This is a genomic window from Acinetobacter sp. 809848 (genome assembly GCF_000581275.1).
Classification (GTDB): Bacteria; Pseudomonadota; Gammaproteobacteria; order Pseudomonadales; family Moraxellaceae; genus Acinetobacter; species Acinetobacter pittii.
This window is the reverse complement of sequence record NZ_JEXG01000022.1, coordinates 44,362-69,579: the sequence shown is the minus strand read 5'-3', so window position 1 is coordinate 69,579 and position 25,218 is coordinate 44,362. Positions and strand designations below refer to the sequence as shown.

At 38.7% G+C, this 25,218-nt stretch carries 25 protein-coding genes; 16 read left to right on the top strand and 9 right to left on the bottom strand.

The genetic code is table 11. From position 1 onward, the window contains the following. The 4 genes from tuf to rimI all read left to right on the top strand — a co-directional run. On the top strand, positions 1 to 1,075 hold a 1,075-nt coding region (tuf, locus tag J536_RS16655), incomplete at its 5' end, for an elongation factor Tu (RefSeq protein ID WP_032063411.1). A gap of 204 nt (positions 1,076 to 1,279) precedes the next feature. Beyond that, positions 1,280 to 2,161, top strand: a complete 882-nt coding sequence (locus tag J536_RS16650; RefSeq protein ID WP_002121792.1) for a metal-dependent hydrolase — start codon at positions 1,280 to 1,282, stop codon at positions 2,159 to 2,161. 235 nt (positions 2,162 to 2,396) lie between these two features. After that, positions 2,397 to 3,272, top strand: a complete 876-nt coding sequence (locus J536_RS16645; protein WP_032057683.1) for a metal-dependent hydrolase — start codon at positions 2,397 to 2,399, stop codon at positions 3,270 to 3,272. 106 nt (positions 3,273 to 3,378) lie between these two features. Continuing rightward, positions 3,379 to 3,840: a ribosomal protein S18-alanine N-acetyltransferase gene (gene rimI, locus J536_RS16640; protein WP_002121701.1), complete on the top strand. Its 462-nt coding sequence runs from the start codon at positions 3,379 to 3,381 to the stop codon at positions 3,838 to 3,840. Here the strand turns inward: rimI and J536_RS16635 are convergent. From J536_RS16635 to trxB, 3 genes are all read right to left on the bottom strand, one after another. Continuing rightward, positions 3,826 to 4,641, bottom strand: a complete 816-nt coding sequence (locus tag J536_RS16635) for an arginyltransferase (protein ID WP_004703325.1) — start codon at positions 4,639 to 4,641, stop codon at positions 3,826 to 3,828. The genes rimI and J536_RS16635 overlap by 15 nt on opposite strands. A gap of 18 nt (positions 4,642 to 4,659) precedes the next feature. Beyond that, positions 4,660 to 5,391, bottom strand: a complete 732-nt coding sequence (gene aat, locus J536_RS16630; RefSeq protein WP_032063410.1) for a leucyl/phenylalanyl-tRNA--protein transferase — start codon at positions 5,389 to 5,391, stop codon at positions 4,660 to 4,662. A gap of 124 nt (positions 5,392 to 5,515) precedes the next feature. Next, positions 5,516 to 6,463 carry a thioredoxin-disulfide reductase gene (gene trxB, locus J536_RS16625; protein ID WP_032063409.1) on the bottom strand — a complete coding sequence of 316 codons (948 nt, stop codon included), beginning with the start codon at positions 6,461 to 6,463 and terminating at the stop codon, positions 5,516 to 5,518. 269 nt (positions 6,464 to 6,732) lie between these two features. Here trxB and J536_RS16620 point away from each other — a divergent pair, with 269 nt between their 5' ends. Next, positions 6,733 to 9,786 carry a DNA translocase FtsK gene (locus J536_RS16620; RefSeq protein ID WP_032063408.1) on the top strand — a complete coding sequence of 1,018 codons (3,054 nt, stop codon included), beginning with the start codon at positions 6,733 to 6,735 and terminating at the stop codon, positions 9,784 to 9,786. A gap of 149 nt (positions 9,787 to 9,935) precedes the next feature. After that, entirely contained in the window at positions 9,936 to 10,556 is a 621-nt protein-coding gene (gene rhtC / locus J536_RS16615; RefSeq protein ID WP_017398887.1) for a threonine export protein RhtC, read from the top strand. 41 nt (positions 10,557 to 10,597) lie between these two features. Here rhtC and J536_RS16610 read toward each other — a convergent pair whose 3' ends face one another. The 6 genes from J536_RS16610 to J536_RS16585 all read right to left on the bottom strand — a co-directional run bounded on the left by J536_RS16610 (position 10,598) and on the right by J536_RS16585 (position 14,961). Next, positions 10,598 to 10,885: a PA4642 family protein gene (locus J536_RS16610; protein WP_005070896.1), complete on the bottom strand. Its 288-nt coding sequence runs from the start codon at positions 10,883 to 10,885 to the stop codon at positions 10,598 to 10,600. Positions 10,886 to 10,968: 83 nt separating this feature from the next. Next, the gene (gene minE, locus J536_RS16605) at positions 10,969 to 11,241 is read right to left on the bottom strand and encodes a cell division topological specificity factor MinE (RefSeq protein ID WP_000896934.1); all 273 of its coding nucleotides are present in this window, start codon (positions 11,239 to 11,241) and stop codon (positions 10,969 to 10,971) included. A 2-nt stretch (positions 11,242 to 11,243) separates the two neighbouring features. After that, positions 11,244 to 12,056: a septum site-determining protein MinD gene (minD, locus tag J536_RS16600; protein WP_002121719.1), complete on the bottom strand. Its 813-nt coding sequence runs from the start codon at positions 12,054 to 12,056 to the stop codon at positions 11,244 to 11,246. 66 nt (positions 12,057 to 12,122) lie between these two features. Continuing rightward, complete coding sequence (gene minC, locus J536_RS16595; RefSeq protein ID WP_005075304.1) at positions 12,123 to 12,851, bottom strand: septum site-determining protein MinC; 729 nt, start codon at positions 12,849 to 12,851, stop codon at positions 12,123 to 12,125. A gap of 120 nt (positions 12,852 to 12,971) precedes the next feature. Continuing rightward, positions 12,972 to 14,018, bottom strand: coding sequence for a hypothetical protein (locus tag J536_RS16590; RefSeq protein ID WP_032063407.1), 1,047 nt, complete (start codon positions 14,016 to 14,018; stop codon positions 12,972 to 12,974). Between the two features lie 16 nt (positions 14,019 to 14,034). Next, a complete protein-coding gene (locus J536_RS16585; protein WP_005803140.1) occupies positions 14,035 to 14,961 on the bottom strand; it encodes an acyltransferase in 927 nt (308 codons plus the stop codon). Positions 14,962 to 15,207: 246 nt separating this feature from the next. Here J536_RS16585 and J536_RS16580 point away from each other — a divergent pair, with 246 nt between their 5' ends. The 10 genes from J536_RS16580 (at position 15,208) to J536_RS16535 (ending at position 25,216) form a co-directional block, all read left to right on the top strand. Next, positions 15,208 to 15,861: an OmpA family lipoprotein gene (locus tag J536_RS16580; protein ID WP_005070886.1), complete on the top strand. Its 654-nt coding sequence runs from the start codon at positions 15,208 to 15,210 to the stop codon at positions 15,859 to 15,861. Between the two features lie 195 nt (positions 15,862 to 16,056). Next, positions 16,057 to 18,096 carry a UvrD-helicase domain-containing protein gene (locus J536_RS16575; RefSeq protein WP_005070868.1) on the top strand — a complete coding sequence of 680 codons (2,040 nt, stop codon included), beginning with the start codon at positions 16,057 to 16,059 and terminating at the stop codon, positions 18,094 to 18,096. 24 nt (positions 18,097 to 18,120) lie between these two features. After that, the gene (gene dut, locus J536_RS16570) at positions 18,121 to 18,573 is read left to right on the top strand and encodes a dUTP diphosphatase (protein ID WP_002121799.1); all 453 of its coding nucleotides are present in this window, start codon (positions 18,121 to 18,123) and stop codon (positions 18,571 to 18,573) included. A 199-nt stretch (positions 18,574 to 18,772) separates the two neighbouring features. Then, entirely contained in the window at positions 18,773 to 20,191 is a 1,419-nt protein-coding gene (locus J536_RS16565; RefSeq protein ID WP_032063406.1) for a phosphomannomutase/phosphoglucomutase, read from the top strand. 15 nt (positions 20,192 to 20,206) lie between these two features. Continuing rightward, a complete protein-coding gene (argB, locus tag J536_RS16560) occupies positions 20,207 to 21,112 on the top strand; it encodes an acetylglutamate kinase (protein ID WP_002121716.1) in 906 nt (301 codons plus the stop codon). 122 nt (positions 21,113 to 21,234) lie between these two features. Continuing rightward, positions 21,235 to 22,017, top strand: a complete 783-nt coding sequence (locus tag J536_RS16555; RefSeq protein ID WP_032057672.1) for a GNAT family N-acetyltransferase — start codon at positions 21,235 to 21,237, stop codon at positions 22,015 to 22,017. Between the two features lie 108 nt (positions 22,018 to 22,125). Then, complete coding sequence (locus J536_RS16550; RefSeq protein WP_014205980.1) at positions 22,126 to 22,974, top strand: class II glutamine amidotransferase; 849 nt, start codon at positions 22,126 to 22,128, stop codon at positions 22,972 to 22,974. A gap of 251 nt (positions 22,975 to 23,225) precedes the next feature. Then, positions 23,226 to 23,681, top strand: a complete 456-nt coding sequence (locus J536_RS16545; protein ID WP_002121698.1) for a bacteriohemerythrin — start codon at positions 23,226 to 23,228, stop codon at positions 23,679 to 23,681. 153 nt (positions 23,682 to 23,834) lie between these two features. Continuing rightward, a complete protein-coding gene (locus J536_RS16540) occupies positions 23,835 to 24,902 on the top strand; it encodes a hypothetical protein (protein WP_005075306.1) in 1,068 nt (355 codons plus the stop codon). After that, the gene (locus J536_RS16535) at positions 24,902 to 25,216 is read left to right on the top strand and encodes an RnfH family protein (RefSeq protein ID WP_002121714.1); all 315 of its coding nucleotides are present in this window, start codon (positions 24,902 to 24,904) and stop codon (positions 25,214 to 25,216) included. The genes J536_RS16540 and J536_RS16535 overlap by 1 nt, the downstream gene beginning before the upstream one ends. Positions 25,217 to 25,218: the final 2 nt, after the last annotated feature.

Here is a 25,218-nt window from a genome sequence, read left to right as displayed (position 1 = left end):
TTACGGCGGTGAAGCGAAAGATTACTCACAAATCGACTCAGCACCTGAAGAAAAAGCACGTGGTATTACGATTAATACTTCACACGTAGAATACGATTCTCCAATTCGTCACTACGCGCACGTTGACTGCCCGGGCCACGCCGATTACGTTAAAAACATGATTACTGGTGCTGCTCAGATGGACGGCGCGATCCTTGTGTGTGCTGCGACTGACGGTCCAATGCCACAAACTCGTGAACACATCCTTCTTTCTCGTCAGGTTGGTGTACCTTACATCATCGTATTCTTGAACAAGTGTGACCTTGTTGATGATGAAGAATTACTTGAATTAGTAGAAATGGAAGTTCGTGAACTTCTTTCTACTTATGACTTCCCTGGTGATGACACTCCAGTTATCCGTGGTTCTGCGCTTAAAGCGTTGGAAGGCGATGCTGGTCAATATGGTGAGTCTTCAGTTCTTGCTCTTGTTGAAGCGCTTGACTCTTACATCCCAGAACCAGAACGTGCTATCGACAAAGCATTCTTAATGCCAATCGAAGACGTATTCTCAATTTCTGGTCGTGGTACTGTAGTAACAGGCCGTGTAGAAGCTGGTATCGTTAAAGTTGGTGAAGAAGTAGAGATCGTTGGTATTAAAGATACAGTTAAAACAACTGTAACTGGCGTAGAAATGTTCCGTAAACTTCTTGACGAAGGCCGTGCAGGTGAGAACTGTGGTATCTTACTTCGTGGTACTAAGCGTGAAGACGTACAACGTGGTCAAGTACTTGCTAAACCAGGTACAATCAAGCCGCACACTAAATTCGACGCAGAAGTATACGTACTTTCTAAAGAAGAAGGTGGTCGTCACACTCCATTCTTAAATGGTTACCGTCCACAGTTCTACTTCCGTACAACTGACGTAACTGGTGCAATCCAATTACAAGACGGCGTTGAAATGGTTATGCCAGGCGACAACGTTGAAATGTCAGTAGAATTAATCCACCCAATCGCAATGGACCCAGGTCTACGTTTTGCGATCCGTGAAGGTGGTCGTACTGTAGGTGCTGGTGTTGTTGCGAAAGTAACTGCATAATCACTTTCAGTGAAAAAAAGCGCTCTTTTTAGAGCGCTTTTTTTATATTTAATTGTCTAACAATCACTATAAATGCTGGCCCTAACTGATATTTCAATGTCCTTATTTCCCCTTAACCCTTTTTATTAACTTTGTATGATAAGAATCAAGAAAACGAACAATAAAGTTTGAGTAACTAGGGTTACTTACTAAGGAGCTTTGGGTATGAATGCTAAAGTGAATATTACGAATCGTGCAGGTGCAAGCTTTCCAGTGCGTCGTATGAATTTTGACTTTAATGATGTACCAGAATATTGGATGAATGGTTCTGCTGGACTCACACATTTTATGACTGCATTGTCAGCATTGTTTCCGGCTGGTGAGAAATTCTTTATAGATAGTGTACGAGCAGTACGTTATCACCCAGCGATTAAAGATGATGAAGCACTCCAAAAAGAGATTAGTGCTTTCATTGGGCAAGAAGCAATGCATACTCAAGAGCATGTAAACTTCAACGCTTCTGCTCAAAAGTTTGGTCATGATGTAGAAACGTTAGAGAAATTTACCGATACGGCAATTCAAACAGCAATTAAAACTTTTGTAAAAATTGTCAAACCTTTCGGTATGACAAAAGAAATGGTTGACTTGACTGCTACAACGGCTCTTGAGCATTTTACCGCTACTATTGCGTCGCAATTATTGGTCAATAAGCACATTCAAGAGCTTATGACAGATGAGACAATGTCAACAATGTGGTATTGGCATGCGATTGAAGAAAATGAGCATAAAGCCGTAGCTTATGACGTGTACGAAGGTGTGTTTGGTAAAGGCATAAAAGCTTATGCGTTACGAACCAGTTCTTTAGTATTTGCTATGACTTTAATCTTTTTAATCCAGTCATCCTTTGTGCTTCGTTTATTAAAGCAAGACAACAAGTTGAATTTAGATGAACTATCAGTAATTTATAAATACGGATATAGCCCATCTAAAGGTATTATTAGTGGTATGGCTAAAGAAATGTTAGCTTACTTTAAACCTGGCTTTCATCCAAATGACCTAGATACCGTTGGTCTATTGAAAACATGGAAAGCAAAATTAGGTTTATAGTTTTAATTCATAATTTATAAAGGGCCGATAGTGGCCCTTTTTTATTTTTCTATAACTATATTAAAGAGATCGTGGAGCAGATATTGCACCTTTATGTGTCTATGAATGACCTCATCTGATATTTCTCTGTCCTCATCTGCACTTAATTGGTACATCGAAAGACGTATGATTATAAATATTAAGAAAATAAATAAAGTTATATGTGAATTAGCTATTCACTTAAAAGGAGTCTGAGATGAATGCTAAGGTAAATATTTCCAATCGTGCTGGCGCTAGTTTCCCTGTGCGTCGTATGGATTTTGAATTTGCTCAGGTCCCACGTTATTGGGCAAATTATGATGCAGCATTAACACATTTTATGACAGCATTATCGGCCCTTTTTCCAGAAGGTGAGCAGTTCTTTGTAAATAGTACGCGTGCTGTTCGAAATGATCCAAAGCTTGCTGATCCAGATCTTCAAAAAGAAATTAGTGCTTTTATTGGTCAAGAAGCGATGCACTCCAAAGAGCATTTAGCATTTAATGCTTCAGCACAGGCTTATGGTTATGATGTGCGCCATATGGAAAAGCAAACTGGAAAAGTCATTAAGATGGGTACAGCTGTTGTAACCAAATTAATGAAACCTTTTGGCTATACCAAAGAAATGATTGATTTGACTGGAACATGTGCACTAGAACATTTTACATCGACCATTGCAGCTGAACTTTTACAAAATCCTGAAATTCAGGCTATGTTCCAAGACGACACTATGTATCATTTGTGGATGTGGCACGCAGTTGAAGAAAATGAACATAAAGCTGTGGCATTTGATGTGTATACAAGTATGTACGGACAAGGTCCGAAAGCTTATTTTATGCGTTCAACAGCCTTGATTATTGCAATGGCATTAATCTTCGCAACTCAGTCTTATTTTACTGCTAAGTTACTTAAAACTGACGAAAAATTAACTTGGAAAGATACGAAGTACATGCTTAAGTTCATGTATGGTCGTAAAGGTTTTATGACTCGTCAAATTCCAGAGTTACTTGATTTTTTAAGACCAAAATTTCATCCAAATGATTCGGATACCACAGCATTGCTAGCAACTTGGCGTGAAAAATTAGGTCTTTAAAAAATACTGAAAAAAGGACAATTCAATTGTCCTTTTTTTTACTCGTTTTTTCTTGGGAAGTTTTTATAATACGCACTACTTTAGAATCTTCATTGCGTTGAAACTCATGATTCGTATTATGCAAAACACTGATGTGGATATTGTCGTTCAAATTGAAAAATCAGTTCAGACCCATCCGTGGTCAAGACAGCAATTTATTGAATCTTTGAACTCTTATCAATGTACAGTGATTGAGTCACAAAACAGAGTAGTTGGGTTTTGTATTTTACAGCCTGTTTTAGATGAAGCTAATTTATTACTCATGGCAGTTGATCCTAAAATGCAAGGGCAGGGTTTAGGATATGAGTTATTAAGTGCATCAATTGAAAAATTGGAAAATCAGCCAGTACAAATCTTTTTAGAAGTTCGTGAAAGTAATAAAGCCGCTATTGGTTTATATGAAAAAACAGGCTTTCACCAAATTGATCTGCGTCGCAATTATTATCCTACCCAAGATGGTGGGCGGGAACATGCGGTCATTATGGTAAAAACCTGTACAGATGATTTCGCATCTTTATTTAATGATTAAATTATTCCATTCAGAAGGTAACGTAGTCATAAGAGATGTACCTAGCTGTTGAATTTCTTCTGGTGATAATGATCTGTTTAAACGGCGCCATTGCCCATCGAGCAGAAGTTCTAAAGGGGTATATTGCGATTTATAGTTCATTTTGGCTGAATGAGGCACCCAATAGCCTAAGTAGAGATATTCTAAACCGAGCGATTTCACATATTCAATTTGGTTAAGAATAGAGTAAACACCAAGTGATCTACGATGCTCATCGGGATCAAAGAATGTATAGACAGCCGATAGTCCATCATCCATTAAATCACAAGTAGAAACGCTAATGAGCCGATTGTCTTTCCAAAGCTCAAGAAAAAAACTATCTGTGCAGCTATGTACTAAAAACTTTTCAAACTGATCTAGACTTGGTGGAAACATATCACCATCTGCATGGCGTTCATTAATATAGCGTTCGTATAAATCATAATGAATTTGTGCTGCTTGTCGCGTAGGCAGAACAGTCATGGTGAGATCTTGATTTCGTTTCCATGCTTTTTTTTGCATGCTGTTCATTTGAAAATCGGCAACTGGAACACGACAAGACAAACATTGTCTACATAAGTGACATTCAGGGCGATAAACAAAGTCGCCACTACGGCGAAAGCCTAAACGAGAAAGTTCTGAAAGAGTGACCACATCAATTCGATGGATGGGATCTAAAAACACCATGCGTGCTGATTTATTTTCTAGATAGCTGCAATCATGAGGTGGAGTAATATAATACTGCAGATCATTTAAAAGGGACTTCGGGTGATATGATTTCATGATTGGTCCCTCCTGTTATCATTCCATTAATTTTGCATCTAATGCTATTGTTTTACTTGAAAATACACGTTCTTGATACTTTTTCCAATTGATAGAGGGGTGAATAATTACATCTTGTAACGATTTTAAGTAGTCTTGACGAGAAAGTGTACTGGCTCCCAGACTAATTAAGTGACTGTTTACGAGTTGGCAGTCTATCCATGGTAGCTGATTTTCTTGTCCAATGAGCATTAATGTATAAAAAGCCATTTTTGAAACATCGGTTTCGTTGCTAAACATTGACTCACCAAAACATCCTTTACCAATCGTAACACCATATAAACCTCCTACAAGATCCTCTTCTTGCCAAACTTCAATACTGTAACCGTAGCCCGCGTTAAACATCTCGCAGTAACCTTGAATAATATCCTCGCTAATCCATGTTTCATCTGCATAACTTCTTGGCAAAGAACAAGAGCGAATAACTTGTTCAAAGGCATGATTTACCGTAATGGTGTAATCGTACTTTTTCATGTTCCGAATGAGTGATTTACTTGGTTTGTAATTTTGAGGGTAGATCACACAACGAGGTTCTGGACTCCACCAACAAATCGGTTCATCTTCATTAAACCAAGGAAAAAGACCATGCGTATAAGCTTCATATAGGGTAGAAGGGGAGAGGTCCGCTCCGATACAAATTAAACCATGCCCATCTGGATCGGCTTCAATGGGATCAGGAAAAATGAATTGGGAAAGTGGAAGTGTATTCATAAAAACAAAATAAGATGAGCTTTAAGGTTATGCTATAAAAATTAATATATGTCAGCTAGTCAATTATTATAAAAAAACAGCCGTTATAAGAACGGCTGTTTTAAAAACTCTAGAAATCTATGATTTAAAGATTATCTAGATATTTTTCAGCATCTAGAGCCGCCATACAGCCAGACCCAGCAGAAGTAATCGCTTGGCGATAAATGCTGTCAGCGACGTCACCAGCAGCAAAAACACCAGCTACAGAAGTCGCTGTTGCATTACCAGAGGTACCACTTTGCACTTGGATGTAGCCATCACGTAGGTTTAACTGGCCTTCAAACATTCCAGTGTTTGGCTTGTGACCAATTGCTACGAACAGACCATGAACCTCTACGTCTTGCTTAGAATCATTTTGAGTTGATTTAAGGCGAACACTGGTTACGCCAGTATTGTCACCCAATACTTCTTCAACTTCGTGGTTCCAGATAATGCTGATTTTGCCTTCTTTTTCTTTGGCAAATAAATGATCTTGCAAAATCTTTTCAGAACGTAAAGTATCACGGCGATGTACTAACGTTACATGTGAAGCAATATTTGATAAATAAAGTGCTTCTTCAACAGCAGTGTTACCACCACCTACAACCATTACTTTTTGGTTTTTGTAGAAGAAACCGTCACATGTTGCACATGCGCTTACACCTTGGCCCATAAAGTTTTGTTCAGACTCTAAACCAAGATATTGAGCTGTAGCACCAGTTGCAATAATCAAAGCGTCACATGTGTACTCTTCCATGTCACCTTTTAAAACAAAAGGACGTACATTTAAATCCACTTCGTTAATATGGTCATAGACGAGTTCTGTACCAAAGCGTTCAGCATGTGCTTGCATACGATCCATTAATGCAGGACCTGTTAAACCTTCAGGATCGCCCGGCCAGTTGTCAACTTCGGTTGTTGTTGTAAGTTGCCCACCTAGTTGTAAACCTGCAATTAAAGTAGGTTTAAGGTTTGCACGCGCTGCATATACTGCTGCACTATAGCCCGCAGGGCCAGAACCGAGAATAATTAACCGAGAATGACGAGCACTCATTGAGGGTATCCTTATTTATTTCGAGAATTTTGAAAATTATACGTGAATTTGCCGATCAATAGCGTTAAATCAATGTGGATAATATTGATCAGGTCAATCGAATTAAGTTATATAACAATATAGAAGTGCCTTATGTTAACAACAACTGTAAAGAATCATGCACCTTTTTTGTAAGAACAGGTGCATAATATAAAGTTCATTCGTTGAAGATCTAAAATATAGTTCTTCACATCTCTAAACCAATAATTAAATGGGTTACAGGACAGTATATGACTGCGGTGTCAAGTGTTTATGCACAGCGCTTATTGATGACATTATTCTTGGTTTCTTTTGGTATTTATATGTTTCTGGCAACAGTAACATATACACCATTTGACCCGGGCTGGATGCATATTTCCAGTGATACTCAGCAAGTATCCAATGCAAGTGGTATTGCTGGCGCATGGATTGCAGATTTGCTGTTTGGTTTTTTAGGATGGGCAAGTTTGCTTATTCCAATTTTCCTTTTCATTGAAGCAATTCAGGTTTGGTGGCCACGTAGTTTCCTAAACCGCCCATTTCGTTATGCTGCACAATTCTTCTTAATTTTAGTTGTATCTAGCTTACTTTATTTACACTGGAATGTGCCGGCAGATACTTTAGATAATGCAGCTGGGGGAATTATTGGTTATGAGTTAGGTCAAAGCCTATCTCAATTGTTAACAATTTACGGTGCGACCTTATTTTTACTGGTTTTCGGGGTAGTCTTGTTTACATTTGCATTTGGGGTGCAATGGAGTAAAACGTGGGTTACGCTCAAAGCGACACCAAGTTATTTACAAGATTTATTTTATAAGAACGTATCTCCGAATGAATCGGATTATGACTTAACAACTCAACCTGCCAACAAAGCAGCCGCGGTTAAAGTTGCTGACAATCCAGAAACGAATGCTAATGCTTCAGATGAGAAAGAAGCATCAGTTCAATCTGAAACAGCTCAACCGCGATCTACGACAACGCGACATGATGCGGTTGCTGAGCGCTTATTTGCAGATGTGCTAGCGAAAGAGCAGAGCCGACCTGAACCTGTTGCAGATACACCAGTTGCAAATACTCAGAACTTTGAGCATACGCTTGAACAGGCCCATAAACTTGAACGAGATAGCCAACGTTTAGTTGCGACTGGCGAAGTATGGCGTGCTTTACAGCGTGATGATGCAAGTCATAAGCAAGAAATTGATGCACTTTTAAGAGCAGCTGATGATTCGACAGAGATAGAACAAGTTCCTGCTCATGAGCAATTCCAGCAAACAATTTCTCAAGTAAATCAAAATCAACCATCATCTAAACAAGACTTACATGGTCTTGATTGGAATGATGATGAGATTTTTGATGAGTTGCTTGCCGCAGTTCCAAACAGTAAAACTGCAACAGATGTGCATACACCGTTTGTTCAAGATCACCATGTAGAAGCCGAACCAACTTCGCAATCTGTTAATATTGCGAATGAAACATCTTCAAATATTTCAAATTTAAATCAATCACCTAAAAATTTAGCAAACGAACAAGTCTTTGAAGATTTTGATGATTTATTAATAGATGAAGACATTGCTCCAGCTGAACCTGTGAGAGCAAGTAGTTATGCGCAATCTTCAGCATTTGTAAAAGCTCCTATTCAAACGACTATTCAGGCCGACAAACTTTCAAAAGAAGAGTTTATTGAAGCTTGGCAGGAGACTGCTGGAAAACCGCAGGAAAATGCTGATTTTGATGAGGACGATTTCGATTTTGATGCACCGTTAACAGATGCATCAGGCCGCCCAATGTCTCGTGCAATGCAAGTTGCTAAGAAGCGTTTGGATTTGCCAACTTTACCGGGTCTTGACCTACTCGATAAGGTCGATCCAAATAAGAAAGTCAACTTTACTGAAGAGCAACTTTCACGTTTGTCTGAATTGCTTGAAATTAAATTGCAAGAATTTAACGTAAAAGCTCAGGTGGTAGAGGCTCAACCAGGGCCAGTTGTAACTCGCTTTGAGTTAGATTTGGCACCCGGTGTTAAAGCTTCTAAGGTCACGAATATCTCACGTGACTTGGCGCGTTCAATGTCGATGGCATCGGTCCGTGTGGTCGAAGTTATTCCTGGTAAACCATACATTGGTATTGAAGTGCCAAACAGTGCCCGTGAAATGGTACGTTTGATTGAGTTATTGGAAACACCAACATATCGCGACCCAAGTGCATTAATTAGTATGGCGATGGGTAAAGATATTTCAGGTAATCCTGTACTCACTGATTTAGCGAAAGCACCACATATGTTGGTTGCTGGTACGACAGGTTCTGGTAAATCGGTTGCGGTCAACTCGATGATTTTATCGATGTTGCTTAAATATACGCCTGATCAATTACGTTTAATTTTAATCGATCCAAAACAATTAGAACTTGCAAACTATAATGATATTCCACATTTATTAACTCCAGTCGTTACTGACATGAAAGATGCTGTAAGTGCTTTGAACTGGTGTGTGAATGAAATGGAACGTCGTTATAAACTTATGTCGTTCTTAAAAATTCGTAAATTAAGTGACTACAACCGTAAAGTTGAAGAAGCGATTGCGAATGGCGAAGATTTAATTGATCCGACTTGGAAGCCAAGTGATTCTGCGACACAAGAACGTGCACCTCGTTTAACGCCATTGCCATCTATTGTCATTGTTGCGGATGAGTTCGCTGACATGATCATGCAAGTTGGTAAGAAAGCAGAAGAAATGATTACGCGTTTAGCGCAAAAATCTCGTGCTGCTGGTATTCACTTATTGCTTGCAACTCAACGCCCATCTGTTGATGTTATTACCGGTTTGATTAAAGCAAATATTCCAACGCGTGTAGCCCTGCGTGTAAACAGTAAAATTGACTCACGTACTATTTTGGATGCTGGTGGTGCAGAAGACTTGTTAGGTCATGGTGATATGCTGTTCTTAGGACCAGGTAAAATTGAGCCAGAACGTGTACATGGTGCTTTCATTAGTGATGATGAAGTAAACCGTATTTGTGATGCTTGGCGTGAGCGTGGCGAGCCTGATTATATTGATGAAATCTTGACTCCATTTGATGAAGAGCCTGCATCACGTGGCTTTGAAGAGGGTGAGGGTGGTTCTGACCGAGATGCACTCTATGATCAATGTGTGTCATTCGTATTAGAAACTCGAAAAGCGTCTACATCTTCGCTACAGCGCAAATTTAGCCTTGGTTATAACCGTGCCGCTCGTATCATTGATCAAATGGAAGAGAACGGCATTGTGAGCTCAATGGGCCCTAATGGTAAGCGGGATATTCTAGTTTAATACGTATAATTTAAGCCTCTTCGGAGGCTTTTTTATAACTTAAATAAAGTGAACCTGTTTATAAATGACTTAAAGATTTTATCGTCTAGTAAAAAATGCTAATGTATTTTCCCTAAATAAATAACAATGAATTAAATCAGGAGAAAGACATGTTATTAGCTCTGATTACTTTAGCCTTTATTCACTTTTGTGCGCTTATCACTCCTGGGCCTGATTTTTTTCTTGTATCTCAAACCGCCATTAGTCGTTCTCGTAAAGATGCTATGTTAGTGGTCGCAGGTATAACGGCAGGTGTTATGTTTTGGGCGTGCTTGGCACTGATGGGGTTAAATCTTATCTTTGAAAAAATGGCTTGGTTAAAGCAAGGCTTGCTCATTGCTGGTGGCTTATATCTATGTTGGTTGGGCTATCAGATGCTACGTTCGGCTTTTTCAAAAAATCAGCAAGAGGGCAATGTTGCTGTTGAGCTCCCAAAATCACCTTACTTATTTTTTATTAAAGGTTTGATAACAAATCTATCAAATCCGAAAGCTGTTATTTATTTTGGTAGTGTTTTCTCTTTATTTTTAGCTAATCCTCAACTTGATCAGGTTCACTGGCTACTCTTTATTATTGTCACAGTCGAGACAATTTTATGGTTCTGCTTTGTGACTTTTATTTTCTCGTTACCAAGTTTTAGAGCAGCTTATCGTAATTTTTCAAAATGGATTGATGGTATTTCGGGCGGTATTTTTACCGTATTTGGTATTTTCCTGATTGGTAATCGATAAGTTTAGATAAGAAAAAAGCCTCTTTAAGAGGCTTTTTATTTTTAAGCAAACTTTGCTAGAACTTCTAAAAATGGTGCTGATTGACGCGGAAACTTAGCAATTACATCATGGATGCGTTGGCCTTCAGGGTCTTTGGCATTAATATCGCGTCCGTCCGCAATAAATTGCTTTAAAAGACGCTCATAGTCTGTTGGGCGCATATGTTTGAATGCATGGTAGAGCACATGAAAATCTGCATTCACACCACTTGGAGGAAGTTGGTTGAGGTAGGCAAAAACACGCTCATCGGACCATTCTTCATTGAAAGTTGCTGGCTGTGATAATGCCATGACAATCTCCTCATTTTAAAAAAGGCAAAATAACTTGCGTTATTTTGCCTTGATTCTGATTTATTGAATAGTCAGAAATAGAATTATCGTTCTTCAGGTAAATTGATATTCATTTCTAACATTTCGATATTAGCTTCAGAGCGAACTTGCATTTGGATATGCTGTTCACCTACACCGCTAACATAACGGCTAACCACTTGCATGATTTCTTTTTTCATCTGATCAATCTTGTCTTGGCTTAAACGGCGGCCTAAACCTTGTTCAGAAGCAACAATAACTTTCAAACGATCTTTGGCAGTTTGAGCACTTGATGGTTTTTCTTCGCTGCTAAATAATTTACTCCAGAATCCTGCCATATCTACGCTCCAAATAGTCGTGCTAACCAGCCTTTAGGTTGAGCTGTGATGTGTCGATAAGGACGGTCTTCGCCAAGGAAGCGTGCAACCAAATCATCATACCCCTGACCAGCTTTAGTTTCTGAATACAGAATAACAGGCTTACCTTCGTTTGATGCTTGTAATACACTTGGACATTCTGGAATAACACCTAATGTCGGTACGCGTAAAATATCTTTAGAAATATCATCAATTGTCAGCATTTCCTGACGGTCAGCACGTTCCGGGTTAAAACGTGTAATACATAAATGTTTACGTATACGCCCTTCGTTGTGTTCAACTTTCTTGGTTTTGCTATCTAACATACCAATAATACGGTCAGAGTCACGTACTGAAGAGATTTCAGGGTTTGTTACAATGATTGCTTCATCTGCATGATACATGGCTAAAATCGCGCCACGCTCGATCCCTGCAGGTGAGTCACAAATGATGTAATCAAATTCTTGAGATAGCTCATCAATAACACGAGCAACACCTTCGTCGCTCAACGCATCTTTATCACGTGTTTGTGAAGCCGGTAAAATATAAAGGTTTTCGATATCTTTATCGCGAATAAGGGCTTGCTGCAGACGTGCTTCGTTATTAATAACATTAACAAAATCATAAACAACACGACGCTCACAACCCATAATCAAATCAAGGTTACGTAAGCCTACATCAAAATCAATCACAACAGTTTTATGACCACGAAGGGCTAAACCTGTTGCAAAAGATGCGCTCGTTGTAGTTTTACCTACACCACCTTTGCCTGATGTTACGACAACAATTTTGGCCACCGAATCCACTCCTATTATGGTCATACACCCTTAAAAGGGCTGTTTTTTGGTGATTTGCTTAATAAATTAAAGTTCTAGAGCTTCAAATTCAAGCTCTTGCTTTTCATTTAAATAAATATGTACTGGTTTTTTTACCACATGTTTAGGGATATCATCTGCGACACAATACGTTCCGGCAATGGAAACGAGCTCAGCCTCTAAAGATTGGCAAAAAATGCGTGCAGCTGCGTGCCCGCCCGCACCAGCAATGACTCTACCACGAACTGTGCCATAAATATGTATATTTCCTGAAGCGATCACCTCGGAACCACTATTCATGCCAGCCTTTAAAATAATATCGCCGTTATCTTGTACAAGGGATTGGCCTGTACGCAAAATTTCATCATGATAAGAGGTAATATGAGCGACCGCTATCTTGTTTAGTGGTTTTTTTGTTTCTGCTGAAGACGAGGCAGGAGCTGTAGCAGGTTTTTCCACAATAGCCACTTGTTCAGCTGTCGCTTTAATGCGTTGTAATGGTTGATCTGCCGGTAAAACAGGGAATTGAATAGCGCGAGCCTCATCTCCTAAAATACCGTCGATTACCGCCATTGGTTGTAAACCCAAGCTCACCAGAAGTTGAATCAATGCAATTAACTCTTGCTCAACTGTACTGTCAATAATCACTAAAGTTCCTTGATAGGAACCTTCATTTAAAATATTTGATAATTGCTGGCGGATCACATCATGATCATTGGTATCGAAGGTTATCCTGCTAAAGTTAACCATTCTGCCGGTAATCCGTATATCAGCCATAAGTCTTCCTTCAAGGCGTTAAACGAGCTGTAATATCGTTAAGTTTATTGTAAATAGGGCAAATGCTAGAACAATTCGTGCCAATTCTCTAGCGTGATTCATAAAAAATTAAATAAATGCTTATTCTTTGATTCGATCATACTCCGCAAGGGTTTGTTGCCATTGTTTGACCTTGACTTGTTTACGTACAGACTCTAGTGTCTCGAACACGACAGATTCAACCAATTGCTCAAGCTGACGATTATTAATATTGATTTCACTTACTCTTTGAGAAATTAATTGATAAGTAGGATTTGGAGCATCTTGAGATCCCTCAATTAAAGGTTCAATTAAACCTGCACTAATATTTTCACCTAATCTTTGACCAATGCTTTGAATTTGCTGTTCAATGCGGCCACCGACTAAAGGAATTAAGCGTAATAATTGAGTTAGCTCAGGCGTATCAATAATCGCTTGATCTACAATTTTGCCCACACCTTTTGTAATGGCAGGCTTTTGTTCTTTTAAAGCGGTGGCTAAAGATTCTTGTAATAATGCGGTTAGAGCGACAGTAAATTGCTCACGATGATGATTAACCAAGTCATGAATAATCTGTTTATGGCTAGAACTGGTTTCAAGTTCATATCTAATGCCATCAATCACGGTAATTACAACGCGGTCAGATAATTCTTCCATTACGACGCGATAATAAAATAGCCCAGTTTTTCGCCAGCTTTCCGGAACAACTGGATAGCCCAACTCATGTAAGCGATAAGCAATAATCCCAGCGCGGAATAAACGTAAAAAACGGAGCTGAGGAATAATAGCTAAAATTTCATACCAGTGAATAAACGGGAAAAAGAACCAACGCTTATGGTGCTTATTGATGATCGCAATGGCCCAGCGGACAAGTAGCTCAACAATTAAAAAACCAATAAACCAAGCTTCTGATGTAATCACCCACGGATGTAGTGAAGTACGATAAAAGCTGAGTACTTGGGGCAAGTGAATATGTTCAAAGAACCATGCCCCAATACTGCTCATTAAAAAGAAATTAGTCGCAAGACAGAACAAGTTAAAAATGATAATAAACACCATAAAGATGTCATAGACCAAAAACAGCTTAAATGAAAGGCTGTTTGGGTCTACATGATGGTATTTCGTTTTTTTCCCAGAACTGTTTTGCATAATAACGGGTGCTTTCTTAAATATTTGCAGTGGTATATTGAGACTTCATTTGCTCAATAAGTTGATCTTTTTCGGTCCAAATGTCATGAACCCATTGCTGAAAACGTTCACGATAAGCCGCATCATCTTCATAGTTGCCGCCAAGTACCCAGTCTGGAATTTCAATTTTACGTAAGTTAACCGCAATTTTAGAAACATCCCCAAGCCAGAAATCGCTATATCCTGGTACGCCATCAGGATAGACGATGGTCATATCAACTAGGGCATCGATTTTGTCACCCAAGATGTTTAATGCAAGCGCCAAGCCACCTGCTTTGGGTTTTAGCAAATGCTTATAAGGGGATTTTTGCTGGTCATGTTTTTCTTGAGTAAAACGAGTCCCTTCCAAATAATTTAATAGTGTGAAGGGTTGACTTAAAAGCTGCTCACAAGCTTTACGTGCTTCCATCATGTCACGGTCTTTAAGTTCAGGATTCTTAGCGATCTGTTCTTTAGTGTGACGCTTCATCATTGGGAAGCCTAAAATTTTAAATGCTTGCCCAACAAAAGGAATAAAGATGAGTTCCCATTTAGTAAAGAAACGGGTAAGGGGCATACGGGTTAAACCAAAATATTGATTTACAGTCGTGTCAACCCAACTTTGATGATTACAGGTCATTAAATAACGACCTTGCATATTCAGATCAAGCCCTTCATCAATGGTAATGTCCCATTTTAGATTGGGTAGAACATGGTCAATTAACCAGTTATTTACCCCTAACCAGCTATTTGTAATTTGAATATTAGTTTCATCTATTTTTGATGATTTTTTTAAAAGCTTGGTCAGACCTAATGCAAGAACAGGAGGACCATGAAAAAAAGTACTTCCTGTAATGACTGTACCTACAGTGAGTCCACGTGTAATTTTTTTTAGCGCAGATTGTTTATTGGGTGCAGTTGACATATAAAAGACCCCGAATGTCTCAAATCCATAGAAAAGTTGTTCAACTATAACTGCCATAATATGAAATACAACGTTATCTTAGACAACAATGAAGAAATTGTGATGAGCTAGCATCTTAAAGTGCATCAAAATATTACAAAAACATAACTAAACTGTTTATTATTAACAAAATATCAATGTTTTATACTTCCTTTTTGTTTCATTATTCATTCAGACAACAAAACACACAAAGTGAGGAGGCATGCAATGCGTGCATTAGTTATTTCAACAGTGGTAGGGGCAGCAGTAGTTCTTTCTGGTTGTCAAACAACTGGTAATAATCTTGGTGGCGTTGAATACGATAAAGCCGCATTAGGTACTTTAATTGGTGCAGCAGCTGGTTATGGTATTTCTAAATCAAATGCAAACTCTAGCCGTCAAAACAACCGTGCTGCGGCAATTGGTGCAGTTCTTGGTGCTGCTGGTGGTGTATACCTTGACCAGAAAGAGAAAAAATTACGTCAACAAATGGCGGGTACTGGTGTAGACGTTGGCCGTAACCCAGATGGTTCTGTTCAATTGATCATGCCTGGTAGCATTACTTTTGATACAAACAAATCAAACATCAAGCCAAACTTCTACGCAACTTTGAACAAAGTGGCTCAAACTTTGGCTGAAGATAACAAGAGTGCAATTCTTGTAACTGGTTATACTGATAACACTGGTAATGACTCTATCAACATTCCATTATCACAAGCACGCGCTCAATCAGTACGTAGTTATTTAGCTAGCCAAGGCGTATCTGCTAGCCGTATCGACGCGCAAGGTTATGGTTCATCTAACCCAATCGCAGATAACTCAACTGCATCTGGCCGTGAACAAAACCGCCGTGTAGAAATCAGCATTTATGCTAAACAATAAGATCTAGTTTATTGTTTCAAAAACCACCTTCGGGTGGTTTTTTTATGGGGGGGCAGTACAAGAAATAATCACGACATTCTGCGGCGCATAAATTGCATTATTAGACATCATTTATACATATCCGTAGATTTACTATTGGGATTCTAAAAAAGAGATGACTATAATCATGCTCGAAAAATTAAGAGGTAATACACGATGTCATCTGCCAGTCAATTGAACAACAAGCAAGAAGAAGCCATGAAATATACTCAGGGCCCTTTATTGGTGCTTGCTGGCGCTGGTTCAGGTAAAACATCGGTAATTACGCGTAAAATTGCCTATTTGGTGCAACATTGCCGTATTCCAGCGCACCGTATAACTGCGATGACCTTCACAAACAAAGCTGCGCGTGAAATGAAAGAGCGTGTGACCAAGCTTTTATCACGTGAAGAAGCAAAAGGCTTATCCGTTTCTACCTTCCATACTTTTGGTTTAAACCTTTTACGTTTAGAACTTAAAAATTTACCTTTAAAAGCTAATTTTTCGATTTTAGATGCAGATGACTGTAAACGTATTTTGATGGATCTCATGCATCGCGACAATTTATCGGGTGCAGAGAGTAAAGAATTAATTGCCAAGGCAATGAAGAAAATTTCAGATTGGAAAAACGATCTGATTTTGCCAGAACAAGCACATTCGACTTGTGAAACACCAGAAGATGTCCAGTTTGCACATCTCTATCAACTGTATGAACGTAATTTACGTGCCTACAATGCTGTCGATTTTGATGACTTGATTGTTATGCCAACACGCTTATTGCAAGAAAATGCAGAAGTACGTGACAAATGGCAAAACCGTGTCCGTTACTTATTGGTCGATGAATATCAAGATACCAACACCGCTCAGTATATTTTGGTCAAACTGTTAGTTGGGGTAATGGGGCAGTTCACCGCGGTAGGTGATGATGACCAGTCGATTTACGCATGGCGTGGTGCTAAGCCTGAAAATATGGCATTGCTTAAACAAGATTTCCCAAATCTACATATTATTAAACTTGAACAAAATTATCGTTCGACCAGCCGTATTTTAAAAGCTGCCAACTGTGTGATTCAAAACAACCCACATATTTTTGACAAGAAATTGTGGAGTGATAAAGGGCATGGGGAAGTCATCCGAATCATTACATGTCGTAATGATGACGATGAAGCAGAACGCGTAGTCAAAGACTTACTGACTCATAAGCTAATGAACGGTAAGAACTGGAAAGATTATGCCGTTTTGTATCGCGGAAACTTTCAGGCACGTGTATTAGAAACCCAGCTTCGCCAAATGCAAATTCCGTATAAACTCTCTGGCGGTACATCGTTCTTCGCGCGTGCAGAAATTAAAGATGTAATGAGTTATTTGCGTCTTATTATTAACCCAGAAGATGACAGTGCTTTCTTACGAATTATTAATACGCCTAAACGTGCGATTGGCCCTGTTACTCTAGAGAAGCTCGGTTTATTTTCACAAGAAAATAATTTGTCTTTACTTGGTGCTTCTGCTGACCAGCGTTTAAGCATGGTGCTTCCTAAAAAGGCAGAAACACAGCTTCATGAATTTGCTGACTTTATCGCGACATTTACACGTGAATTGTTGGAAGATGATGAGCCTGTGCCTAAAGTTCGTCAAATGATGAATGAAGCGGGTTATATGGATTACGTTCGGGAACAGTCAGCAACTCCTGCACAAGAGAAAAGTAAACTCGATAACATCGAGAACTTATTTACCAGTATTCAAAATCTGATTAATCGTGCTGAAGATGTTGATGAAAAGAATATTGAAAGTGTCATCCGAAAACTAGTTTTGCTCGATCTGTTAGAACAGCAGCAGGAAGAAGAAGATACAGACAAAGTTAACCTTCTTACTTTGCATGCAGCAAAAGGTCTGGAATTCCCATATGTGTACATTATGGGACTTGAAGAAGAACTATTGCCTCACAAGAACTCGATTGCAGCAGAAACCATTGAGGAAGAGCGCCGTCTCATGTACGTGGGCATTACACGTGCACGCCAAGGTTTAACGTTAACTCTAGCGGAACAGCGTAAAAATGGTGGACAGATGAAACAAATGACGCCTAGCCGTTTCCTTGATGAGCTTCCGCAAGATGAGCTTGAGTGGTTAGGGCGTAAAAAGAAAATTGCGGCTAATGTTGACCCTAAAGAACAGGCTCAACAATATCTGGCAAATTTAAAAGCTTTATTAAAGCGTTAATTTTTTTAATTTTTAGGAAATCCCATGAAAGTTCAAGTGAAATTGCTCGATCCGCGTTTAGGTAAAGAATGGCCTTTACCTTCATATGCTACAGCAGGTTCAGCGGGTTTAGATTTACGTGCCTGTTTAGATGAAGCAATTGATATTGAACCAGGACAAACTGTTTTAGTTAAAACAGGTATGGCAATTTATATTCATGATGTAAATTTTGCTGGTTTAATTTTACCACGTTCAGGTTTAGGCCATAAACACGGGATCGTGCTTGGCAACTTAGTTGGTTTGATTGATTCGGATTACCAAGGTGAATTGATGGTTTCAGTTTGGAACCGTGGTCAAACCACATTCCGTTTAGAACCAGGTGAGCGCTTGGCACAGTACGTTTTAGTGCCAGTCGTACAAGCTGAATTTGAGCAAGTAGAAGAATTTGAAGAAACTTTACGTGGTGCTGGTGGCTTTGGTCATACAGGTAAACAGTAAGTTTTTCTAAAATATTAACGAAAATCAAACGCCTGTTGAACAGGCGTTTCTTTTTATATCTTGAATGTTACAATGGATTATATTACAACACGCTTTACTCATATTCTTTTAACTTTTTTAGCAAACAAACCTTTCAAAAATTTTGAATAATCTATGTTTTTGCGATAGATCGAATTGATCTTTAAATAGAAGATACGCTATGAATGTAAGACACTCATTTCCAAAAAGTATTTTTCGTGCTTACGATATTAGAGGCAAACTTTCTTACTTAACCACGGACGTTGTCCGTTCAATTGCCTACGGATTGGCACAACAATACAAACAAGCAAAACAAACTCAATTAGTGATTGGCTATGATGCCCGTCTCACAAGCCCAGCCTATGCACACTTAATTGAAGAAATTTTAATAGAACAAGGTTTAAGAGTAACCAATATTGGTTGCTGTTCATCACCAATGATGTACTACATTGCACGAGATTTTGGTGGCAATGGCATTATGGTGACAGCAAGCCATAACCCAAAATCTGATAATGGTATTAAGTGGATTTTAAAGGGTGAACCGCCGTCTCCAGAAATGATTCAGCAGGTGGGTGAAGAAGCCCAAACTTATGTACCAAACCATTCAATTTCTGTACTTGAGTTGACATTACCTCAATTTAAAGTTGAATTTTGCCAGCAATACCAACAAGCCATTTTTAAAGATATTCAGTTAAAACGTCCTTTAAAAGTTGTTTTAGATGGTTTGCATGGTTCAGCCGGGCATTGTTCAAAACTAATCTTAGAAAAAATGGGTTGTGAAGTCATAGCTTTACGCACTAATCCAAATGGAGAGTTTCCAGATCACGCACCAGATCCATCACATGCAGCTCATTTAATTAGCTTGCGAAAAGCCGTGGTCGAGCAGCAGGCGGATATTGGTATTGCTTTGGATGGTGATGGAGACCGTGTTGTTTTAGTTGATGAAAAAGCACAGATATTGACAGCAGACCGCTTATTGTCGCTTTTTGCGCAAATGTGCCTTGAGCAGCACCCAGAGCAAGAAATTGTTTTTGATGTGAAATGTTCACGTATGGTTCAAGAGACCGTCGAGAAACTTGGCGGAAAAGCAAAAATGATCCGCACGGGAAGTAGTTTCCTAAGAGCTTATTTATCTCAATCGAATGGCCGTGCCATTTTTGGTGGAGAATATGCAGGTCATTATGTGTTTAATGATGGCCGTGGTTTTGGCTACGACGATGGTTTATATGCTGCATTACGAGTAATGGAGTATTTTACCCAATCTGATGCCGCTACAATTTCTGAATTATTTGCTCCATATCCAGAAAGATGTTGTACAGAAGATACCTATATTGGTACTTATCAGTCTGATCCAAAGTATGTATTACAAGATATTGAGATTTTAAGTCATCGCTTAGGGGCACGTATTAGTAAAATTGATGGCGTACGTCTTGATTTTGATGATGGTTTTGGCATTATTCGAGCATCAAATACTGGTGAATACTTTACAGTACGATTTGATGCGGATAATCCTTTACGATTAAAGGAAATCCAGCAAAAATTTGTAGATATGTTGCAAGAACACTATCCGCAAATTGCACAAGAACTTTCAGAGGCCTAAGTAAGGAGAGGCGTAATGCCACAACATCAGCATATCGGTGTCGACAAAGCAAAAATCTTGATTGAAGCTTTGCCGTATATTCAACGCTTTACTGGTAAAACGCTGGTGGTGAAATACGGTGGCAACGCAATGACTGATCCAGAGCTTGAAAGTTCATTTGCCCGAGACATCGTTTTACTTAAAACTGTAGGATTAAATCCGATTGTTGTTCACGGTGGTGGACCACAAGTAGACTCATTCTTAAAGCAGTTAGGCCGTGAATCTGACCGCATTGACGGTATGCGCGTAACTGATGCTGCAACCATGGAAGTGGTTGAAATGGTGTTGGGCGGCAGTGTAAATAAATCAATCGTTAACCTGATTAATAAACACGGTGGACGTGCGATTGGTTTAACGGGTAAAGATGGTAATTTACTTCGTGCCCGCAAATTGCTTATGGAAAAGCAAGAAGAAGATGGTTCTATCAAACATATCGACTTGGGTATGGTTGGTGAAGTGACAGGCGTTAAAACAGATGTATTGGAAATGTTCACCCAAAGTGACTTTATTCCAGTTATTGCGCCGCTAGGTGTAGATGAAGAAGGCAATACTTATAATATTAACGCTGATTTAGTTGCAGGTAAGGTTGCAGAAGCATTAGGCGCTGAGAAATTAATTTTGCTCACCAATATTAGCGGTGTGCTTGATGAAAATAAAAATCTGTTAACTGGCCTTACGACACAAGAAGTTGATCGCCTCATTGAAACAGGTGTGATCTATGGCGGTATGATTCCTAAGGTAGGCTGTGCGCTTGATGCCGTTAAAGGCGGCGTTGTGAGTGCGCATATTGTTGACGGTCGCGTGCCACATGCAACATTACTTGAAATCTTTACTGATCATGGTGTTGGAACGCTGATTTCTAACCGAACTAAAACAGCTTAAGAAATCCATTATTCTCAATAAAAAGATCACCCTAGGTGGTCTTTTTTTATACCATCTTGATTTGGTCATTTTTTTGTCATGAGCTTTGACTAGTGTAGGGAGTGTCACTAGGAGCGTTCATTATGCTGGAAAAATTTAATCAATATCGCCAAACCTGGACTTTACCTTTAAATCGTCATAAAGCAATAAATCAGACGCAATTTCGTTTTGAGTGGGTTGATAATTTAAAAGAATTACAAGATGTACAACGGTTTCGTGCACAACAATTTAGTCAACAATTCGGAATCAAGTTTGAAGATAACTTAGACCAAGATATTTACGATTTTGGTTGTGAACATGCGGTCTTGCGTGAAAAGTGGACTGGAGAAATTGTAGCGTATACTCGTTTAAAACTATTTCAAGGCCACGAAATAGCACAGAGTTATAGCGCACATGAGTTTGATATTGTTCCTCAGCTTTCCCATCTTCCAAATGTGTTAGAAATAGGCCGTACTTGTGTACATCCTCGCTTTCGTAATGGTAAAGCGTTATCTATGTTGTGGTTAAACCTTGCACCCAAAGTGCTATGGTCAATGCGTGCTAAATATTTAATGGGCTGTGTCAGTATTCATTTGCAAGATAATTTGGCTAGAGCGTACTACACGCATCGTCAGATTCAGCAGTTACCTGAAAGCAAATCGATTGATATCCGTTCGAAAAAAATCTATGAACCTGAATATCCTGAGTTTAGCTTCCCACAAGATGAACGTATGCCAAAGCTATTCCAAATGTATCTGAGCATGCAGTCAAAACTATCGAAACAGGCTTTTTTTGATGAAGAGTTTAACTGTTTGGATTATTTTGTATTTCTTGAGGTGAATAAAGTCGCGACCTCATTTGTGATGAATAAGATGGTGCAGCGTTAATCATATTTCCTATTTTGTAATAGCCAGCACATATTGAGATTTGCAAGCACTTTTACTCTCATGCACAATAGAGCAGATGGGGTAATTAGAAGTAGTTTAAAAAGCGATATGTGCCAGCTATTAGGAATGAATTGTGCAACACCAACGGATATCACTTTTTCCTTCCGTGGTTTTTCACAGCGTGCAGGAATTACCTCAGATCATAGTGATGGGTTTGGCATTGCATTTTTCGAAGATAAAGCGTGCCGTTTATTCGTTGATAACCAATCGGCAGTTGAGTCTCCAATTGCCGATCTCGTTCGTAATTATCCTATTAAATCACGTAACGTGATTGCACATATCCGCAAAGCTACTCAAGGTAAAATCACTTTAGAAAACTCTCATCCGTTTATTCGAGAGTTGTGGGGGCGACACTGGATCTTTGCCCATAATGGTGATTTACATGACTTTAATCCGCCATTAAGTGGACGTTTCACACCAGTAGGTAATACCGATAGTGAGCGTGCATTTTGTTATTTGCTCGATCAACTCGTTGAAGCTTTTGGTTATGAAGAACCAAGTCTTGAACAGATATTTGAAGTGTTAGAAAAGATTTCTCCGCAAATTGCGGAATACGGCACATTTAATTATTGTCTATCTAATGGCAAAGCATTATTTAGTTATGCCATTACTAAATTACATTGGCTCGTTCGTGAATATCCATTTAATCATGCGCATTTAATTGACTTAGATGTCGAAGTCGATTTTAGCCAGGTAACCACTCCAGAAGACCGTGTGGCAGTAATAACCACTGAACCTTTAACACATAATGAAAATTGGACAGCATACCAACCTGGTGAAATGATTTTATTTCAACATGGTCAACCAATTAAAAAAGCGATTACTTTTGTAGAAAGATTAAAGCGCGAACAGGAAAATCCTGAACTTAAACGTATTACGCGTGCAGATCAGTATTAATATAAAATACATTTAAAATAAATGAATAAGGATGTTTATATATTTTTATCATTTAATAATAAAATAGTTTGTTCAAAAAATACTTTATTATTTTAGTTGGTTAATTTTAATTTAATATTTAAAAAACAATAACTTGAGTTAAATATAATTTTTATATGCTAAAGCCGACAAATTAGGTTTGTTTTTATTTATATTCTTTAAATATATCATGCAGTTTATGCAACGATCATTAATCATCATTGGGGAGATGTATGAAAATGAAATGGGCTTCAGAATATAATACGGGTATTGATGTTATTGATGAGCAACATAAACGAATACTTGATTATATTAATGAAATTGATGATGTAAAAGATGAAGAGGATAGACGTCGTATTAAAGATGTTCTAGACAATATTATCGATTACACGCAATCACATTTTACTTTCGAAGAAAGTTTGCAAGAGGAAGCTGATTATAAATATCGTGTACCTCATAAACGTGTACATGATTTATTTATTAAAAAAATAGAGTTATATCGTGAACGTTTTGAAATGGGGCACACGATTGAAGCAGAATTACAAGAAATTTTGGCTAAATGGTTAATTAACCATATTCAACATGATGATGCCGATTATGTAGGAGCAGTAAAAGAAAATATGATGGGAATTATTAGAGAAAAAGAAAAGAAAAAAGGGAAAAACTGGTTTGCTCGGTTTTTCTCATAAACTGAAATAAAAATAACTCATAATTTCAGTTAGCGCGGCAAACTATCATTTCGGTAGTTTGCTTTTTTTATTGAGCAAACTTTGATTTTCAAGCATGACACGGGCAAAATATCTCTAGTCTTTTTCAAGGAATGCATAATGCAGGACATACCTATGTCACGATGGTTATCGCCCCTGATGGCGTTTTGCTTATCTTTCATCATTATGGCGACATTGGCACCCACGATGGGCATCCAGATTGATCGTCAACTCGATTTCTGGTTGTTGTGGTTAGGCACAATGTTGCTATTGGCACTACCAGTTTGTTATTTGGAAATTGCTTTAGCAAAACGGTCGAAGACTACAGCCTTAAATGCTTTATCAAGTTTAACTCGTGAAGCAGATAGTTCCCCAAAATGGCGTTTGGTTGGCTGGCTTGCAGTTATTTTTATTCCATTTTTAGCTGGTAATGTATTAAGTACCGCTGGCAATTTACTGACTACACAACTTAATAATAGTGTTTCAGGACAACTTGTTTTTGCTGGCCTTGCTGTTGTGGCTCTCATTTTATCTTTTATTCCACGTCAAATTTTAATTTTACTGATGACGGTTGGTGTAATTGCTTCTCTTGTTTTAGCTAACACAATGGGAACAACTTTACAGCCTTGGCACTGGACCCATGTTGAGTTTAAAGAATGGGGTAATGCGACTGTACTTGCACTTGTTGCGAGTGGATTGGGCTTAGGGCTTTACTGGCAAAATAGTGTAGGTACTGTTCAGTCGCAAGAAGGTGCAACGAAAACTGTTCTTCCAATTTGGTTAGCTCAGTTAATTGCTGTGATTGCCTTTGGTTTCTTTTCTTTACAAGCACAGCTTCCTGTTTTTACTTGGATCTTTACCGCAGTAATGACCACAGCGTTATTTGTACAATTGGCTAGAGAGCAGCTTGCTCAGCGTCAGCTTATGCCTATTTTACAGTGGGTGATTATTGTTGTAACGATTGCTGTTTGGGCTGTGCCTGAGCTTCATAACATCTTTACGCTGATTTTGATGCTTTGGGGATTACTCATTTGCTTGATCTATGCCATTTTTGCTGGCTGGGTTATGAAAATTAGCCATTTACGTAAATCTATGAATTTTAGCAATGAGTTGTTTTATAACTTATGGCGCATTGCGGTACGTATTGTATTGCCGCTTTCAATTGTTATTGCCATGATTGCGGTGATTGGACAAATTATCTGATGGAAAAAGCTCAGCAAGTGTGGGTTGCTTATGCAGCCCCAGAGCAACAGTTTTTAGTTGCTATTCCATTTGAAGCTGGTATGACTGCATTACAAGCAGTTGAGGCGAGTGGCTTGCAGACACAGGTCAGTTTGCCTGAGCCATTACAATTTGGCATCTTTGGTGCAAAAGTTGAAGCACATGCGATTTTGCAAGCTGGTGATCGAGTTGAGGTTTATCGACCTTTAACGATTAACCCTAAAGATATACGTCGTAAACGCGCCGAGAAAAACCCTGTGGGGCGATATATTAAAAATAATCGCTTTAAGCAATAAGC

Bases quoted from the DNA above. Each gene is read 5' to 3' on its own strand.
- J536_RS16650 (WP_002121792.1), top strand. From the start codon at position 1,280: ATGAATGCTAAAGTGAATATTACGAATCGTGCAGGTGCAAGCTTTCCA.
- J536_RS16645 (WP_032057683.1), top strand. From the start codon at position 2,397: ATGAATGCTAAGGTAAATATTTCCAATCGTGCTGGCGCTAGTTTCCCT.
- rimI (WP_002121701.1), top strand. From the start codon at position 3,379: ATGATTCGTATTATGCAAAACACTGATGTGGATATTGTCGTTCAAATT.
- J536_RS16635 (WP_004703325.1), bottom strand. From the start codon at position 4,641: ATGAAATCATATCACCCGAAGTCCCTTTTAAATGATCTGCAGTATTAT.
- aat (WP_032063410.1), bottom strand. From the start codon at position 5,391: ATGAATACACTTCCACTTTCCCAATTCATTTTTCCTGATCCCATTGAA.
- trxB (WP_032063409.1), bottom strand. From the start codon at position 6,463: ATGAGTGCTCGTCATTCTCGGTTAATTATTCTCGGTTCTGGCCCTGCG.
- J536_RS16620 (WP_032063408.1), top strand. From the start codon at position 6,733: ATGACTGCGGTGTCAAGTGTTTATGCACAGCGCTTATTGATGACATTA.
- rhtC (WP_017398887.1), top strand. From the start codon at position 9,936: ATGTTATTAGCTCTGATTACTTTAGCCTTTATTCACTTTTGTGCGCTT.
- J536_RS16610 (WP_005070896.1), bottom strand. From the start codon at position 10,885: ATGGCATTATCACAGCCAGCAACTTTCAATGAAGAATGGTCCGATGAG.
- minE (WP_000896934.1), bottom strand. From the start codon at position 11,241: ATGGCAGGATTCTGGAGTAAATTATTTAGCAGCGAAGAAAAACCATCA.
- minC (WP_005075304.1), bottom strand. From the start codon at position 12,851: ATGGCTGATATACGGATTACCGGCAGAATGGTTAACTTTAGCAGGATA.
- J536_RS16590 (WP_032063407.1), bottom strand. From the start codon at position 14,018: ATGCAAAACAGTTCTGGGAAAAAAACGAAATACCATCATGTAGACCCA.
- J536_RS16585 (WP_005803140.1), bottom strand. From the start codon at position 14,961: ATGTCAACTGCACCCAATAAACAATCTGCGCTAAAAAAAATTACACGT.
- J536_RS16580 (WP_005070886.1), top strand. From the start codon at position 15,208: ATGCGTGCATTAGTTATTTCAACAGTGGTAGGGGCAGCAGTAGTTCTT.
- J536_RS16575 (WP_005070868.1), top strand. From the start codon at position 16,057: ATGTCATCTGCCAGTCAATTGAACAACAAGCAAGAAGAAGCCATGAAA.
- dut (WP_002121799.1), top strand. From the start codon at position 18,121: ATGAAAGTTCAAGTGAAATTGCTCGATCCGCGTTTAGGTAAAGAATGG.
- J536_RS16565 (WP_032063406.1), top strand. From the start codon at position 18,773: ATGAATGTAAGACACTCATTTCCAAAAAGTATTTTTCGTGCTTACGAT.
- argB (WP_002121716.1), top strand. From the start codon at position 20,207: ATGCCACAACATCAGCATATCGGTGTCGACAAAGCAAAAATCTTGATT.
- J536_RS16555 (WP_032057672.1), top strand. From the start codon at position 21,235: ATGCTGGAAAAATTTAATCAATATCGCCAAACCTGGACTTTACCTTTA.
- J536_RS16550 (WP_014205980.1), top strand. From the start codon at position 22,126: ATGTGCCAGCTATTAGGAATGAATTGTGCAACACCAACGGATATCACT.
- J536_RS16545 (WP_002121698.1), top strand. From the start codon at position 23,226: ATGAAAATGAAATGGGCTTCAGAATATAATACGGGTATTGATGTTATT.
- J536_RS16540 (WP_005075306.1), top strand. From the start codon at position 23,835: ATGTCACGATGGTTATCGCCCCTGATGGCGTTTTGCTTATCTTTCATC.
- J536_RS16535 (WP_002121714.1), top strand. From the start codon at position 24,902: ATGGAAAAAGCTCAGCAAGTGTGGGTTGCTTATGCAGCCCCAGAGCAA.